Raw genomic sequence first — 14549 nt, forward strand, 5'->3', positions numbered from 1 at the left:
TCACCACACCCCGCAGGCTCGGTGCGGGGCCCTGGGGGGCCGCGGGAGCGGGTCAGCGGCGACCGACGTGCGGCACCTGGTCGCGGTGCGGTCCGGAGGACCGCGACGTCACCGCTGCCGCAGCGCGTCGAACAGGACGGTCTGCAGGTCCGTCGGGTCGACCGCGGAGTAGGCCGCGCCGCCGGTCACGTCCGCGATCCGCTCGAGGGCACCCAGGTCGGCGTCCGGGCCGAGCGCTACACCGATGACCTTGATCGGCCGATCGGGGTCGGCCTCGCTGCGCAGCGTGGCCAGCAGCTCGTCGAGGTCCACGCCCCCGCTGTCCTCGTTCGTCCCGTCGGTGACCACCAGCACGCTGTTGACCGCGCGCGGGTCGAAGTCCGAGCGCGCCGCCCGCACCGCGTCCAGCGTGGTGTCGTACAGGCCGGTGCCGCCGGGGCTGAGCCGGTCGGGGATGGTGTCGAGCTCCTCGTCGAGCAGGTCGCGCTGGACGGTGCCCTCGACCTCCGCCTCGAGCTGACGCGTGGGCACGACCTCGGTCCAGTCGCGCTCGCCATCCAGCTCGGCGGCGAAGAACCACAGCCCGAGCGCGAAGTTGCCCGGCACCAGCGTGAGCGTGCTCTTGGCGGCGTCCCGGGCGAGCGTGGCCCGGGTGCCGTCGCCGGCCGGGGCCTCCATCGAGGTGGAGATGTCGAAGACGGTGAGGATCCGGGACGGCGCGGCCAGCTCCGACAGCTGCGCCAGCAGCCCCTGCACCTCGGCGGGGTCGAGCTGCAGGGACCGCGGAGCGGCCTCGCGGATCCCCGCCGCCTCGGCGCCGGGCGGCGCGGTGCCGTCGGCGTCACGGAAACCCGCCTCGGTGACGGCGGAGCGCGCGGCGTCCGAGGTGAGCGCCCGCACGGCGGCGTCCACCACGGCGGCGTCGGTGGCGGAGGCGGTGCCGACCCGGACCAGCGGGTAGTCCAGCCCCGGTGAGCCCTCCTCCGGGTAGACGGCGACCAGCTGCGGGTCCTCCGCGTCGGCGTTGGCCGCCCACACCTCCTGCTCGCTGACCGGCACCAGCGGCGCGTCGGCCGCGCCCTCGCCGCCGGCGGCCAGCGCGTCGGCCGGGGAGACCGACGGTCCGCGCTCGGCGGCGAGCACCGCCTGCACCACGGCGTTGTCGGCGTCCTCGCCGCCGCCCAGCGACGTCCGCACGGCGCCCAGCGCGGCGAGGGCCTCGGCGCTGGTCGCCAGGTCCGGGACGGCGATGCCCTGCTCGCTGACCAGCGCCGCACCCCACCCCGGCGCCTCGGCGGTCCAGCCCAGCGCGTCCACGGCCGCGCGGCTGGTGGCCAGCACCACGGGGGAGGTGGCGACCGATCCGGCGGTCTCCAGGGCGGCGTGCCCGGCGCGGGCCGGCCACAGCGAGGAGTCGGGCACCCACAGGTGCGGCAGGTCCCCGGCGTCCAGCGCACCCAGGTCGCCGACGGTCTGCACCGGCTCCTGCGCGGTGACCTGGGCGGAGGCGCAGTCCTCGGGGCGCAGGCCCTCGGCGTCGGTGAGCACCTGCTCGGCGACGGGCGCCAGCTCGGGGGCGACGGCGACGCGCACGACCGCGGTGCCGTCGCAGTTCCCGCTCCCGGCGCCGACGGCCCACCACGTGATGCCGCCGGCCAGCAGCACCATCGCGGCCACCGCCAGCGCGATGAGGACCTGCGGCGTCAGCGGCGCCGGTCGGCGCGCGGCTGGGGTGGCGGCGTGGCGGCCCATCGTGCAGCTCCCCCGTCCAGGTGGTCAGCGTCCCCGGCGACCCCCGCGACCGCCCACTACACAGTAGATGCGGTCGCTGACCCGCTGTGGATCACCCGGCGCGGACGTCGGCCGCCTGCAGCTGGGCGGCGAACCACGCCACCGTGCTCCGCAGGCCCTCCTCCGAGGGCACCGTCGGCCGCCAGCCGAGCAGCTGCTCGGCCCGGGTGGTGTCGGGACGGCGGACCTTCGGGTCGTCCACCGGGAGGTCGATGAAGGAGATCTCCGACGACGAGCCGGTCAGCTCGACGATCCACTCGGCCAGCCGCAGCATCGACAGCTCGTCGGGGTTGCCGATGTTGACCGGGCCGGCCTCACCGGAGAACGCCATCGCGAGGATGCCGCGCACGGTGTCGTCGACGTAGCAGATGGACCGGGTCTGCGAGCCGTCTCCGGCGACGGTCAACGGACGGCCGGCCAGCGCCTGGCCGACGAAGGCGGGGATGGCGCGGCCGTCGTCCGGGCGCATCCGGGGACCGTAGGTGTTGAAGATCCGGACGATGCCGGTGTCGGTGCCCTTCGACGTCCGGTAGGCCGTCGTCATGGCCTCGCTGAAGCGCTTGGCCTCGTCGTAGACGCCGCGCGGCCCGACCGGGTTGACGTTGCCCCAGTACTCCTCGGTCTGCGGGTGGACCAGCGGGTCGCCGTAGACCTCGGAGGTGGAGGCGAGCACGTACCGGGCGCCCTTCTCGTGGGCGAGCCCGAGGGTGTGCAGGGTGCCCAGGCTGCCGACCTTGAGGGTCTCGATCGGCATCCGCAGGTAGTCCAGCGGGCTGGCCGGCGAGGCGAAGTGCAGCACCAGGTCGACGTCGCCGGGCACGTGCACGAAGTCGGTGACGTCGCAGCGGACCAGCCGGAAGCCGGGGTGCTCCATCAGGTGGACGACGTTCTGCGGCGAGCCGGTGAGGAAGTTGTCGAGGCAGACCACCTCCACGCCCCGCTCGAGCAGGTGCTCGCAGAGGTGGGAGCCGAGGAAACCGGCACCCCCGGTGACCACCGCCCGCCGGATCGTCCGTGCCGCGCGCACCATGCCTGCTCCCATCCACGAACCGGACGCGCGACCGTGCGCGCCGGAGCGGCTCCTACCCCGTGATCACCAACGCACACACTTCGACGTCTAAGTGTTCGGCCCCGTCCAGAGGCTCCGCGAGCTCTGCGGCCCCCTTGCAGGGTCCCGCCGCGAGCCTGCGAGAGGCGGGGGGAAGGGGGTCCTTCGAGAGGGGACGGGGTCCTTCCGCTACTGCAGGTAGCCCTCGACCTGCTGCTCGGGGCGGGGGGAGGCCTCGTCGGGGTCCTCGCCGTACTGGCGCTTGGCGTCCCGCTGGCGGATGAGGTCCCAGAGCTGGTCGCGGTCCTCCTCGATCTGCCGGAGGCGGGCGCGCTGCTCGTCGGTGTGCTCGCCGCTGTCCCGCAGTCGGCGCTCCTCCTCGACCAGCGCCTCGATGCGGCCGCGGATCTCGCTGTCGTCCATGGACGCTCCCTGCCCGCCGCGTCGCGGGCGAAACCGGTCAGCCGGCGACGCCGCCGGTCGGCTTCCGCCCCCGGGCCGCTCCTCGGTCGCCGGCGCTCCCCGCGGTGCTCGCGACGCCGTCACCCGACGTCCGGCACGTAGCCCTCGACGAACGCCGCCAGCCGCCGGGTGACCGCGCCGCCGGCCCGGCCCAGCGACAGCAGCGCGGCCCGCTCCAGCGGCACCCGCACCGGACGCCGTCCCGCCGGGCCGCCTGCACGCACGGCGTGCCCGGCGGCCACCAGCTCCGGCCACGGGCGTGCCAGCTGCTCCAGCACGCGGGCCAGCGCGGCGGTGGTCGGGCCGGCGTTGCCCTGCACCATCGCGGTGACGAAGCCGGGGTCGCTGCCGATCACCCGGGTGCCGTCCCGGAAGCTGCCGGCGGCCAGTGCCAGCGCCAGCGGGCCGGCGTCCCCGGCTGCGGCGGCCAGGGCCGCGGCCAGCAGGTGCGGCACGTGGCTGACCGCGGCGACGGCGTCGTCGTGCTCGGCGGCGGTCGCCGGGACCACCTCGGCACCGACGGCCAGCGCGACCTCGGCCACCCGCAGCCAGCGCGGCAGCTCGGTGCCCGGCTCCAGGCACAGCGCCCAGCGGGCACCGGTGAACAGGCCGGGGTCGGTCGCCTCGGGCCCGGAGCGCTCGGTGCCGCACATGGGGTGCCCGCCGACGTAGCGACCGCCCAGCGCCGACCCCAGCTCGGCGAGCACCGGTGCCTTGACCGAGCCCAGGTCGGTGACGGTGGCGTCCGGGTCGACGTCGAGGCCCTCGAGTGCCGCGGCCATCGCCGGCAGCGGGACGGCGAGGACGACGATGCCCGTCAGCTCGCGGGCGGTCCGCACCCCGCGCGTGGCGGCGGCCTCCCGGGCGGCGGGGTCGACGTCCCAGCCGGTCACCTGCCGGCCGGCCGCGACGAGGGCGGCGGCCAGCGACCCGCCCAGCTGGCCCAGGCCGACGACGCCCACCGGGGGAGCCGGCATCGTCGGCACCGGGAAGGAGGTCACCGGTCCTCCCAGGCGGTCTCGGTGCGGAACACCCGGGCCAGCGCGGTGGCCACCAGCCGGCCGTCCTGGGCGCGGGCCTCGATGCGGTAGACGGCGGTGCGGCGGCTGCGGTGCACCTCGGTGCCCTCGGCGACCAGCCGGTCGCCCGGCCGGCCCGGGGCGAGGAACTCGGTGTGCACGTCCTGGGCCACCGCGACGGTGCCGTGGCTGTTGCTGACCGCCGCGTGGACGACGTCGAGCAGGGCCATCGTCGCCCCGCCGTGCGCGGTGCCGACCGCGTTGAGCAGCTGCGGGCCCACCGTCATCGCCGCGCGGGCGTACCCGGGCCGGACCTGCTCCAGGACGATCCCCAGCAGGTCGGCCAGCGGGTCGGCGGCCAGCCGGGAGAACAGCGCGGGGGCGACGTCGGCTCCGTCGTCCGGAGCGGGATCGGCCATGATCAGAGGCTATGACCCACCCGCTCCTCCGGCCCCCGCGCGCCCAGGCCCCCGCGCCATGACCCCCCGCTCGTTCCTCCTCACCCGGGAACTGGCCGACTACGTCCGGGCCAACTCCGAGCCGCCGGACGACGTCGCCGCCGACCTGCTCGCCGAGACCGCGGCGCTGGCCGACCGCGGCGACGTGCCGCCGACCTTCCAGATCGCGCCCGAGCAGGGCACCTTCATGCAGCTGCTCACCCGCGCCCTCGGCGTCCGCCGGGCGATCGAGATCGGCACCTTCACCGGGTACTCGGCGCTGTGCGTGGCCCGCGGGCTGCCGGAGGACGGCTCGCTGCTGTGCCTGGACACCAGCGAGGAGTGGACGGCGGTGGCCCGGCGGTACTGGGCCCGCGCGGGGCTGGCCGACCGCATCGGGCTGCGGCTGGGCGACGCGCACGAGTCGCTGCGGGCACTGCCGGTCGAGCCGACCTTCGACCTGGCCTTCGTCGACGCGGACAAGGCCGGCTATGCCGACTACGTCGACCAGCTGCACCCGCGCATGACCGACGGCGGCGTCGTGCTGCTGGACAACACCCTGCGCAACGGTCGCGTGCTCGACCCGCGGAACGACGACGACCGGGCGCTCGTGGAGCTGAACGCCGCGCTGGCCACCGACCCCCGCTGGGAGACGGTGCTGCTGCCGCTGTCCGACGGCCTGACGATGCTGCGGCGGCGATGAGCGGACCGGGCACGCCGGCCAGCTGGGCGGTGCGGGTGAGCCGTCCCGACGGGGCCTGGCGGGTGGAGCTGCTCGCCGCGGACGCCGGGGACGAGCTGCCGGCGCTGGAGCGGGCGCTCGGCGACCCGGGCGCCGGGGACTGGCCCGGGCCGTTCGTCGTGGTCGTCGACTCGCGGCTGTACTTCGTCGTCCTCCGGCACGGGCCGGGCGGGCTGGTGCGGGCGCTGATCTCCGACGCCACCATGCAGGAGTGGCTGCTCGCCGCCGAGGTGGTGGAGCGCTACGGCATCGCGGTCGACGCCGAGGGGGCGTTCGACGACGACGAGACCGGCTGGCCCGGCGGTGACCTGGACGTCTTCGCCGACGACGGGCTGCCGGCCGACCAGCTGCGGCCGATCGTCACCTCCGACGACCTGTGGGCCGACGAGATGGTCACCGCGATCGCCGCGCGGCTGGGCTTCGCCGACGAGCTGGCCGCGGCGGTGCGGTCGTGAGCGCGGTGGCATCAGCGGTCGTCTTCGACCTCGGCGGGGTGATCACCGAGAGCCCGATGACCGCCTTCACCGCCTACGAGGCCGAGGCGGGGCTACCCGAGGGCCTCATCGTGCGGCTGAACAGCGCCGACCCCGACACCAACGCCTGGGCCCGCTTCGAGCGCAACGAGCTCGACGCCGCCGGGTTCACCGACGCCTTCGAGGCCGAGGCCCTGGCCGCGGGGCACCGGCTGGACGCCCGGCGGGTGCTGGCCGCGCTGGCCGGCGAGGTGCGCCCGGAGATGGTCGACGCGGTGCGGCGGCTGCGCGCGGCGGGGGTGCCGCTGGCCCTGCTGTCGAACAACGTGGCGCCGATGGAGCGCACCGGGCGGCTGGGCGAGCTGCTGGAGCTGTTCGACGCGGTGGTGGAGTCGTCGCTGGAGGGCGTGCGCAAGCCCGAGCCGGAGATCTACCGCCGCGCGCTGGCCCGGCTGTCCGAGGCCGTCGGCCGGGAGGTGGTCGCCTCGGACTGCGCCTACCTCGACGACCTGGGCATCAACCTCAAGCCGGCCCGCGCGATGGGGATGCACACGATCAAGGTGGTCGATCCCGCTGCCGCGCTGGCCGAGCTCTCGGCGCTGGTGGGCATCGACCTGCGGGACGGCGTCGGGTCGTGACCCCGTCCCCGGCCCACCTTTCCTCCCCGGCGCTCGTGCTCTGCCCACAGTGCTGGGCACAGCACGAGCGCCCGGGGGTGGGATCGGTGGCGGCCCCGTCGTGCTCTGCCCACGGTGCTGGGCAGAGCACGAGCACCGCAGGGGGCACTCGGTGACCCCGGACGTCGACGCCGCGATGGGCCGCGCGCTCGCGCTGGCCGCGGCGGCCGTCGAGTGGGGCGACACACCCATCGGCGCCGTCGTCCTCGGGCCGGACGGCACCGTGCTCGCCGAGGCCGCCAACGAGCGGGAGAAGCAGGGGGACCCGACCGCGCACGCCGAGGTCCTGGCGCTGCGCGCCGCCGCGCGGGTGCACGGCGACGGCTGGCGGCTGACCGGGACGACGCTGGTGGTCACCCTCGAGCCCTGCACCATGTGCGCCGGCGCGAGCGTGCTGGCCCGCGTCGACCGGATCGTGTACGGCGCGGACGACCCCAAGGCAGGTGCGGCCGGGTCGCTGTGGGACGTCGTCCGCGACCGGCGGCTCAACCACCGTCCGCAGGTCACCGGTGGGGTCCGGGCCGAGGAGTCCGCCACGCTGCTACGCGCGTTCTTCCGCCGTCAGCGGGGCCTGTAGTCTGTTCGACGGTGGCGTGTCCGAGCGGCCGAAGGAGCACGCCTCGAAAGCGTGTGAGGTGCAAGCCTCCGTGGGTTCAAATCCCACCGCCACCGCCGGCACGGAGCCGCCCCGGGAGACCTCCCGCGGGCGGCTCCGTCGTTCCCGGCCCCGGTCAGGCGACCAGGTCCAGGTCGACCAGCCAGCCGCCGTCGTCGTCCTGCACCAGGCGGACCTGGTGGCGCTCGGTCTGCTCGCGTCCGTCGTCCCCGGTGAACTCCACCTCGGTCGTGGCCGTGACGACGCCGTTCCCGGACTGCTGCGCTCCGCGCACCTCCCGCAGGTCCACCTCGTCCCAGGGTGCCCAGAAGTCGCGGTAGTAGCTCCGGCTGGCCTGCGACCGCAGGTACGGACCGGTCATGTCGTAGGCGGCGTCGGGGTCGTCGGGCAACAGTTCGTAGTACCGGCCCAACGTCTCCTCGACGACCTCGGCCGGGTCGTCGGCCGGGTCGTCGGTCGGCTCGTCGGACGGCGGTTCGCTCGACGGCGCCTCCGCGCCGGTGGACGGCGTCGGCTCGGCATCCGGGGTCTCCGGCGCGGGGGCGTCCTCCGCCCGGGGTGTCGCGTCGTCGACGGGCGGAGACGACGACGCCGGGGCCTCGGCGCTGGTGCCGACGTCGCCGCCCCGGGTGCTGAGCCAGAGCGCGCCACCGAGCAGCAGCACGCCGAGCAGCAGCAGCGCGGCCAGCAGCGGCCCGCGGCGGCGCCGGGGGCTCGGCGCCGGGGTGACAGGGGGCCGGTCCTCCGCCCGGCGGGGCGGCGGCGCCGGAGGCGGCCCGGTGGGGGAGACGTGGACGGCGGTGCCCGGGTCCCGGTACCCGGCGGCGGCCGCGGCGCCCGCTCCCGCGGCCGGCAGCACCCCGCTGCTCAGCTCCTCGGTGCGCTCCCGGTTGCTCGAGGACCGCAGCTTGGTGCGCGCCAGCAGCACGGTCGTCGGGTCGCCGTCCCGGCCGACCGCCAGCCGGGCGAGCTCGTCGCGGACCTGGGTCGTCGTCGGCCGGTCCGCGGGGTCGACGGCCAGCATCCGCATCAGCGGCGCGGTCATCGAGCCGGCGCGGCGCGGGGGGATCAGCTCGCCGCCCGCGACGCGGTGCAGCAGCCGCAGGGCGTTGTCGTCCATGCCGAACGGCGGCTGGCCCTCCAGGCAGGTGTAGAGGGTCGCGCCGAGGGAGAAGACGTCGCTCCCCGGCGTCACCTCCCCGCCGCGGGCGACCTCGGGGGCCAGGAAGGCGGGGGTGCCGGTGATCTGGCCGGTCTGGGTGAGGGTGACGTCGTCGCGGGCGTGCGAGATGCCGAAGTCGGTGATCTTCACCAGGCCCTCGACCCGCGGCCCCTGCCCGATGAGGACGTTGGCCGGCTTCACGTCGCGGTGCACGATGCCGGCCGCGTGCGTGGCGGACAGGGCGTCGGCCACCTGGGCGCCGATCTGCGCGACCTGGTCGACCGGCAGGACGCCGTCCTGGTGCAGCACCTCGGCCAGGCTGCGGGAAGGCAGGTACTCCATCACCAGCCACGGCGCGCCGTCCTCGACGGCGACGTCGTAGACCACGACGGCGTGCGGGTGGGACAGCCGCGCGGCGATGCGGCCCTCGCGCAGCGCCCGCTGGCGCTGCTGGGCGATGACGCTCTCGTCGGCGGTCGGCGGCGGGAGCACCTGCTTGACGGCGACCCGGCGCCCGAGCAGCTCGTCGGAGGCCAGCCAGACGGCGCCCATGCCGCCCCCGCCGATGCGCTCGAGCAGGCGGTAGCGCCCGGCCACGACGTGACCGGGTCCGCTCACCGTGCGTCCCCCCTGCTCGCCGCCGGCACCGGAGCCGCGGTCAGACGCCGGTCGGGACGCCGTACCGGCGGGCGTACTCCTCCTGGGCACCCGCGGGCAGGACGTCGTAGAGCTCGCCGAGCTCCTCGACCACGTCGGAGGAGAGGTCGTCGAAGAGGCGCTCCCAGGTCGGGGGCTCGTCGTAGCTGCGGGTCAGCAGCAGCTCCCAGGCGCGCGTCTGCCGGTCCCGCTTGCTGCGCTCGGCGACGAACTCCGAGAGGTACCGGTCCTTGGCGGCGTCCTTCTCCTCCTTGGTCGCCGAGGCCGGCAGCTCCGAGGGGTCGGCTCCCTTGAGCACCGCGACGATCGCCTCCACGACGTCGGGCCGGAGCCGGTCGGTCTCGCTCATGGGGGCTGCTCTCCTGTCGTCGGCGCGCCGTCGGCCCAGCGCAGCCCCCAGCGTGCCCTGAGGGACGGAGGCGTAACCACCCTGTACCGCGCCCGGGGTACCGCGGCTGACCGGCCGCACCTGGCCCGGTACCCTGGCGGGCGCAGTTGGAGGATTCGCCTAGTGGCCTATGGCGCTCGCTTGGAAAGCGGGTTGGGGGCAACCCCTCGGGAGTTCGAATCTCCCATCCTCCGCAGCAGAGGCCGGGCCCCGCACGGGGCCCGGCCTCCGTCGTCCTGGGGTCTCAGTCGTGTGGCTCCGCGACGGCCTGCCGCTCCGTGGCGGCCTCCCGCTCGGCCGCAGCCGGCCGCCGCAGGTAGAGGCCGGCCACGGCGGCGAGCACGAGCAGCCCGCCGGCCAGTGCGCCGAGCGGCAGCCGCTCGCCCAGGAAGACCGTCGCCAGCACCGTCGCCGTCACCGGCTCCAGCAGCGTGACGATCCCGGCCACCGCGCCGGGCACCGTCTGCAGCCCGCGGAAGAACAGGGCGTAGGCCGCGGCGCTCGGCACCGCCCCCAGGTAGAGCAGCGTCGCGAGCGCGACCGGCTCCGTGGTCAGGCTCAGGCCGGCGGTCAGGGCGACCGGCGTCAGCAGCAGCGCGCCTCCCGCGAAGCCGACCAGGGTCACCGGGAGACCGGCCGGGACGTCCCCACCGGCCAGCGTGACGACCGCGTAGCCGAGGGCCGAGCCGCAGGCCAGCAGCGCGCCCAGCAGCACCGCCGTCCCGGCCGAGGCGCCGGCGGTGAGGCCCACCAGCAGCACCAGGCCGACGAGCGCCACCACGAGCGCGGCGAACGTGGCGCGGTCCGGCCGGCCGGACCCCAGCGCCGCGCCCCCGAGCGCGATGAGCAGCGGCGCCAGGCCGAGCGCGACGAGCGTCGCGACGCTGACGCCGGCGGTCGCCACCGCAGCGAAGTAGGCCAGCTGGTAGACGGCCAGCCCGGCGGACACCAGGCCCAGCCGGACGGCGACCGGCCGGGTCAGCGGGACGGTGACCGGCTCCCGGTGGCGGGTGAGCAGGTACCCGGCGAGCAGGACGACGGCGCCGACGGCCATGCGGTGCCAGGCGATGTCGAGCGGGCCGAGGTCGGTGCGCTCGGACACGATGCGGCCGCTGACGCCGGCGGTGCCCCAGCAGAGGGCGGCGAGGACGACGAGCGGGAAGCCGCGCGAGGCGGCGGAGGTGGTCGAGGGGGTGGGCATGACGCTCCTGAGCGGATCCGGATCGGGAGGGGGCGGTCCGGAGCACGGCGCAGGGCCCGGCAGCTGGTGCCGGGATCAGGTCGGCCCGCGGTACTCCGGGTCAGGAGCGCGGCGGGGGCAGGGAGAGGACCCCGTCCTCCTCACCCCTCGCAGACTCGGGACGGGGTCGGGGCGTCATGGCACGCAGGGTAGCGAGGGGTTCCCCCGGCCTCCGCGGGGTTTCCTCTACAGTGGTGGGCAGACCCCTCGTGTGGCGTCACCCTGTGAACCTCCCCAGGGCCGGAAGGCAGCAAGGATAAGCGGGCTCTGGCGGGTGCGCGGGGGGTCCTTCTCTTTGCAGGACGCACCGGCGAGATCGCCGATCTCGCACGCTCCGGGACGCGCACCCGTGTGACATCACCGATCTCGCCACGAGCTGCGGCGGAGGTCGCCGTTCCCGTCCTCCCGTCCACGTAACCTCGTCGCGTGGCTCTGGCGCTCTACCGGAAGTACCGCCCGGCGACCTTCGCCGAGGTGGTCGGGCAGGAGCACGTGACGGCCCCGCTGGTCAACGCCGTCGACGGCGGGCGGATCAACCACGCCTACCTGTTCAGCGGCCCGCGCGGGTGCGGCAAGACCTCCTCGGCGCGCATCCTCGCCCGGTCGCTGAACTGCGAGCAGGGGCCGACGTCCACCCCGTGCGGCACCTGCGGCTCCTGCGTGGCCCTGGCGCCCGACGGTCCCGGCTCGCTCGACGTCATCGAGATCGACGCGGCCAGCCACGGTGGCGTCGACGACGCCCGCGACCTGCGCGAGCGGGCCTTCTTCGCGCCGGTGAACAGCCGCTTCAAGGTCTACATCATCGACGAGGCGCACATGGTCACCACGCAGGGCTTCAACGCCCTGCTCAAGGTGGTCGAGGAGCCGCCGGAGTTCCTCGTCTTCGTCTTCGCGACCACCGAGCCGGACAAGGTGCTGTCCACCATCCGCTCGCGCACGCACCACTACCCGTTCCGGCTGGTGCCTCCCACGACGCTGCGCGGCCTGCTGGAGAAGACCTGCGCCGCCGAGGGCGTGCAGGTGGAGCCGACCGTCTTCCCGCTGGTCGTCCGCGCCGGTGGCGGCTCGGTCCGTGACTCGCTGTCGATCCTCGATCAGCTGCTGGCCGGCGCCGGCGAGGAGGGCGTCACCTACAAGAGCGCCGTCGGGCTGCTGGGCGTCACCGACGACGCGCTGCTCGACGAGACGATCGACGCCCTCGCCGCGCACGACGCGCCCGGCGTCTTCCGCGCCGTCGACCGGGTGGTGGAGGCCGGGCACGACCCGCGCCGGTTCGCCACCGACCTGCTCGACCGGCTGCGGGACCTCATCCTGCTCGACGCGGTCCCGGACGCGGGGGGCAACGGCAACGGGCTGCTCGACTGCCCGCCCGACCGGCTGGACCTGATGAGCTCGCAGGCCTCGGCGCTGGGGTCGGCGACGCTGTCGCGGATGGCCGACACGGTGCACGCGGGCCTGACCGAGATGCGGGGGACGACGGGCCCGCGGCTGCTCCTCGAACTCGTGTGCGCGCGGATGCTGCTGCCCGGGACCGACGGCTCCGCGGCGGCCACCCTGCAGCGGCTGGAGCGCCTCGAGCGGCGGATGTCGATCGCCGGTGAGCACGCGGGCCGGCCGGTCGCCGAGCCCGCCGTCCTCGGCGCGCCGGTGCGCGAGTCGCGGCCGGAGCCGGCCGCCGCTCCGCCGCCAGCGGACCAGCCGGGTCGCCCGGTGCGCGAGTTCGTGCGCAGGTCGCAGGTGGCCGCGCAGGCGCCGAGCGTCCCGGCGGCACCCGCGCAGCCGGCGCCGCGGCCCGCCCCGGAGCCGCCGCGCGCCGCGCCGGAGCGGCCCGAGCCACCGCGCCCGGAGCCCGCGCGCGCCGAGCCGGTCGCGGCCCGCCCGCCGGCCGACGACGGCTGGCCGGAGACCACCCCGCCGGGGTCGGGTGCCCCGCCCCGCCCGCCGGCACCGGCCGCCACCCCGCCGACGCCGGCCGCCACCCCGCCGGCCGCTGCGCCCGCCGCGGTCGGGGAGCCGCGCCGCGCCCCCGTCGCCGTGGGTGAGCCCGACATCCCGCTGCCGCCGGAGCCGACCGACGACGAGGACTGGCCGCACCCCGCCCAGCCCGCCGCGGCCGCCGCTGCGGCGGCGCGGGTGGAGCAGCCCCGGCCGACGGCGTCGTCGGCGCCCCGGGCCGCGGCCGAGTCCTCGCCGGCCCCGCGCGGCAGCGAGCCGATGCCCGTGGTGACGGCCAACCCGCCGCAGCCGGACGCTGCGGACGGCGAGCTGGACGCCGGCGACGTCCGCCGGGTGTGGCCGGAGCTGCTGGCCGTCGTCCGCCGGCACAAGCGGACCACCGAGGCGCTGCTGAAGTCCGCGCAGGTGCACGACGTGGCCGCGGGCACGCTGACCCTGTCGATGACCTCGCCTGCGCTGGCCAAGATGCTCGGCGACGACCTGAACAAGGACGTCGTCCGCACGGCGCTGCAGGAACTGCTCGGCGTGCGCTGGAAGGTGCAGGCCGTCGTCGACGCACCCGGCCGGCCCGCGCCCGGCCGCACCGTCTCGCCGGAGGCCGCGCGCGAGGCGGCGCACGCCGCGGAGGCCGCCGAGGCGAGCGAGCTCATGGCCGAGCGGGCGGCCGAGGGGGCGGGGAGCGATGGCCCGCACGAGCCGGCGGTCGACCCCGAGCAGGCGGCGCTGTCGCTGCTGCGCACCCACCTCGGCGCCCGCCCTCTCGATTGAAGGACCCCGTCCTCCCCACCCTTCGCGAGCTCAGGGTGGGACCCGGGACGGGGCCGGGAGAACTAGCGGGCGAGGACCTCGTCGAGGCGCTCGTAGCCCTCACGGACGCCGACCTCCATGCCACTGGCCACGAAGGCGTCCCGGCCGGCGAAGGAGTCGACCAGCGACGTCGAGGTGAGCCGCGTGCGCCCGTCGCCGAGGTCCTCGAGGACCAGCTTCTCCAGCGCGACGCCGTCCGGCTCGCCCTCGAAGGTGAAGGTCTGCACGATCAGCTCGTCGGGCCGCACCTCGTGGAAGCAGCCGCGGAACCCGTACTCCTCGCCGTCGCTGATCGTCACGAAGCGGTAGGAGCCGCCGGTGTGGCAGTCGAAGACGTCGACGCGGGTCTCGGTGTCCCGCGGGCCGACCCACTGGGCGAACAGCTCGGGGTCGGTGTGCGCGCGGAAGACCTTCGCGGGCGGCGCGTCGAACTCGCGGGTGATGCGGACCAGCGGGACCTCGGGGTCGACGTCGATGCGGGTCTCGTTGCGGTGCGTGGTGGTCATGACCGGTTCCCTCCTGGGCGGGTGCATCGGTGGGGGGTGGGGGAGACGTCGGCGGGGTGGGTGGGGGAGACGTCGGTGGGGTGGGTGGGGGAGACGTCGTCCGGCATGGACGCCAGGACGTCGTCGAGGCGGCGGTAGCGCTCCTCGGCCTGCCGCCGGTAGCGCTCGATCCACTTCGTCATGAGGTCGAGGACCTCGGCCTCGAGGTGCACCGGACGCCGCTGGGCGTCACGGCTGCGGCTGACCAGGCCGGCGTCCTCCAGCACCCGCAGGTGCTTGGAGACGGCCTGGACGCTGACGTCGTAGGGCTCGGCGAGCTCGCCGACGGTGGCGTCGGTGACCGCCAGCCGGGCGACCATGTCGCGCCGGGTGGGGTCGGCCAGGGCCGCGAAGACCCGGGAGAGCGGATCGGCGGCCATCGGGAGTCCTCCCTTCCTCAACCGTTCGGTTGGAGAAAGCGTGGACCTGTGCGTGACCGTTGTCAACCACCTGGTTGACGATGCCGAGGTCCCCGCACGTGTCGGTCCCTCGGCCTACTCTCGGGTCATGTTCCCCGGAGGCCAGCCCG

At 75.8% G+C, this 14549-nt stretch carries 15 protein-coding genes, 2 tRNA genes and 1 other RNA gene; 8 read left to right on the top strand and 10 right to left on the bottom strand.

Features of this window, described 5'->3' with window-relative positions:
- Positions 1-108: 108 nt before the first annotated feature.
- The 5 genes from GOBS_RS02315 to GOBS_RS02335 all read right to left on the bottom strand — a co-directional run bounded on the left by GOBS_RS02315 (position 109) and on the right by GOBS_RS02335 (position 4739).
- Positions 109-1752 (bottom strand): vWA domain-containing protein, encoded by a 1644-nt coding sequence (locus GOBS_RS02315; RefSeq protein WP_012946686.1) that lies wholly within the window; start codon positions 1750-1752, stop codon positions 109-111.
- A gap of 91 nt (positions 1753-1843) precedes the next feature.
- Complete coding sequence (locus GOBS_RS02320) at positions 1844-2821, bottom strand: UDP-glucuronic acid decarboxylase family protein (RefSeq protein WP_012946687.1); 978 nt, start codon at positions 2819-2821, stop codon at positions 1844-1846.
- A gap of 207 nt (positions 2822-3028) precedes the next feature.
- Positions 3029-3262 (bottom strand): DUF2630 family protein, encoded by a 234-nt coding sequence (locus GOBS_RS02325; RefSeq protein ID WP_012946688.1) that lies wholly within the window; start codon positions 3260-3262, stop codon positions 3029-3031.
- Between the two features lie 119 nt (positions 3263-3381).
- Positions 3382-4302, bottom strand: a complete 921-nt coding sequence (locus tag GOBS_RS02330; protein ID WP_012946689.1) for a prephenate dehydrogenase — start codon at positions 4300-4302, stop codon at positions 3382-3384.
- Positions 4299-4739, bottom strand: a complete 441-nt coding sequence (locus GOBS_RS02335; protein ID WP_012946690.1) for a PaaI family thioesterase — start codon at positions 4737-4739, stop codon at positions 4299-4301. Before GOBS_RS02335 ends, GOBS_RS02330 begins: the two co-directional genes overlap by 4 nt.
- A gap of 58 nt (positions 4740-4797) precedes the next feature.
- On the opposite strand from GOBS_RS02335, the gene GOBS_RS02340 reads away from it, so the two are divergent.
- The 5 genes from GOBS_RS02340 to GOBS_RS02360 all read left to right on the top strand — a co-directional run bounded on the left by GOBS_RS02340 (position 4798) and on the right by GOBS_RS02360 (position 7321).
- Positions 4798-5460 carry an O-methyltransferase gene (locus GOBS_RS02340; RefSeq protein ID WP_012946691.1) on the top strand — a complete coding sequence of 221 codons (663 nt, stop codon included), beginning with the start codon at positions 4798-4800 and terminating at the stop codon, positions 5458-5460.
- On the top strand, positions 5457-5954 hold the full coding sequence (locus GOBS_RS02345; RefSeq protein WP_012946692.1) for a tRNA adenosine deaminase-associated protein: 498 nt from the start codon (positions 5457-5459) through the stop codon (positions 5952-5954). Before GOBS_RS02340 ends, GOBS_RS02345 begins: the two co-directional genes overlap by 4 nt.
- Positions 5951-6610, top strand: a complete 660-nt coding sequence (locus tag GOBS_RS02350) for an HAD-IA family hydrolase (protein WP_012946693.1) — start codon at positions 5951-5953, stop codon at positions 6608-6610. Before GOBS_RS02345 ends, GOBS_RS02350 begins: the two co-directional genes overlap by 4 nt.
- A 151-nt stretch (positions 6611-6761) precedes the next feature.
- Positions 6762-7226, top strand: coding sequence for a nucleoside deaminase (locus GOBS_RS02355; protein WP_012946694.1), 465 nt, complete (start codon positions 6762-6764; stop codon positions 7224-7226).
- A 10-nt stretch (positions 7227-7236) separates the two neighbouring features.
- Positions 7237-7321: transfer RNA gene (locus GOBS_RS02360), tRNA-Ser, on the top strand.
- Positions 7322-7380: 59 nt separating this feature from the next.
- Here the strand turns inward: GOBS_RS02360 and GOBS_RS27940 are convergent.
- Together GOBS_RS27940 and GOBS_RS02370 are read right to left on the bottom strand one after the other, a co-directional pair.
- Positions 7381-9045 (bottom strand): serine/threonine-protein kinase, encoded by a 1665-nt coding sequence (locus tag GOBS_RS27940; RefSeq protein WP_012946695.1) that lies wholly within the window; start codon positions 9043-9045, stop codon positions 7381-7383.
- A gap of 40 nt (positions 9046-9085) precedes the next feature.
- A complete protein-coding gene (locus tag GOBS_RS02370; RefSeq protein ID WP_012946696.1) occupies positions 9086-9433 on the bottom strand; it encodes a hypothetical protein in 348 nt (115 codons plus the stop codon).
- A 148-nt stretch (positions 9434-9581) separates the two neighbouring features.
- Between GOBS_RS02370 and GOBS_RS02375 the strand changes: the two genes are divergently transcribed.
- Positions 9582-9666, top strand: a tRNA-Ser gene (locus GOBS_RS02375).
- Positions 9667-9716: 50 nt separating this feature from the next.
- On the opposite strand, the gene GOBS_RS02380 is transcribed toward GOBS_RS02375, so the two are convergent.
- A complete protein-coding gene (locus tag GOBS_RS02380; RefSeq protein ID WP_012946697.1) occupies positions 9717-10673 on the bottom strand; it encodes a DMT family transporter in 957 nt (318 codons plus the stop codon).
- A 237-nt stretch (positions 10674-10910) separates the two neighbouring features.
- Here GOBS_RS02380 and ffs point away from each other — a divergent pair.
- An RNA gene (gene ffs / locus GOBS_RS25925) (signal recognition particle sRNA small type) lies at positions 10911-11006 on the top strand.
- Positions 11007-11138: 132 nt separating this feature from the next.
- Complete coding sequence (locus GOBS_RS02385; RefSeq protein ID WP_012946698.1) at positions 11139-13436, top strand: DNA polymerase III subunit gamma and tau; 2298 nt, start codon at positions 11139-11141, stop codon at positions 13434-13436.
- A 62-nt stretch (positions 13437-13498) separates the two neighbouring features.
- Here the strand turns inward: GOBS_RS02385 and GOBS_RS02390 are convergent, their stop codons facing one another.
- Together GOBS_RS02390 and GOBS_RS02395 are read right to left on the bottom strand one after the other, a co-directional pair.
- Complete coding sequence (locus tag GOBS_RS02390) at positions 13499-13981, bottom strand: SRPBCC family protein (RefSeq protein ID WP_012946699.1); 483 nt, start codon at positions 13979-13981, stop codon at positions 13499-13501.
- A complete protein-coding gene (locus GOBS_RS02395) occupies positions 13978-14400 on the bottom strand; it encodes an ArsR/SmtB family transcription factor (protein WP_012946700.1) in 423 nt (140 codons plus the stop codon). Before GOBS_RS02395 ends, GOBS_RS02390 begins: the two co-directional genes overlap by 4 nt.
- Between the last annotated feature and the right edge of the window lie 149 nt (positions 14401-14549).

Origin of the sequence: Geodermatophilus obscurus DSM 43160 (assembly GCF_000025345.1) — a bacterium.
GTDB lineage: Bacteria > Actinomycetota > Actinomycetes > Mycobacteriales > Geodermatophilaceae > Geodermatophilus > Geodermatophilus obscurus.

Excerpts from the sequence above, each read along its gene's own strand:
- GOBS_RS02315 (WP_012946686.1), bottom strand. The coding sequence starts at position 1,752 with ATGGGCCGCCACGCCGCCACCCCAGCCGCGCGCCGACCGGCGCCGCTG.
- GOBS_RS02320 (WP_012946687.1), bottom strand. The coding sequence starts at position 2,821 with ATGGTGCGCGCGGCACGGACGATCCGGCGGGCGGTGGTCACCGGGGGT.
- GOBS_RS02325 (WP_012946688.1), bottom strand. The coding sequence starts at position 3,262 with ATGGACGACAGCGAGATCCGCGGCCGCATCGAGGCGCTGGTCGAGGAG.
- GOBS_RS02335 (WP_012946690.1), bottom strand. The coding sequence starts at position 4,739 with ATGGCCGATCCCGCTCCGGACGACGGAGCCGACGTCGCCCCCGCGCTG.
- GOBS_RS02340 (WP_012946691.1), top strand. The coding sequence starts at position 4,798 with ATGACCCCCCGCTCGTTCCTCCTCACCCGGGAACTGGCCGACTACGTC.
- GOBS_RS02345 (WP_012946692.1), top strand. The coding sequence starts at position 5,457 with ATGAGCGGACCGGGCACGCCGGCCAGCTGGGCGGTGCGGGTGAGCCGT.
- GOBS_RS02370 (WP_012946696.1), bottom strand. The coding sequence starts at position 9,433 with ATGAGCGAGACCGACCGGCTCCGGCCCGACGTCGTGGAGGCGATCGTC.
- GOBS_RS02380 (WP_012946697.1), bottom strand. The coding sequence starts at position 10,673 with ATGCCCACCCCCTCGACCACCTCCGCCGCCTCGCGCGGCTTCCCGCTC.
- GOBS_RS02390 (WP_012946699.1), bottom strand. The coding sequence starts at position 13,981 with ATGACCACCACGCACCGCAACGAGACCCGCATCGACGTCGACCCCGAG.
- GOBS_RS02395 (WP_012946700.1), bottom strand. The coding sequence starts at position 14,400 with ATGGCCGCCGATCCGCTCTCCCGGGTCTTCGCGGCCCTGGCCGACCCC.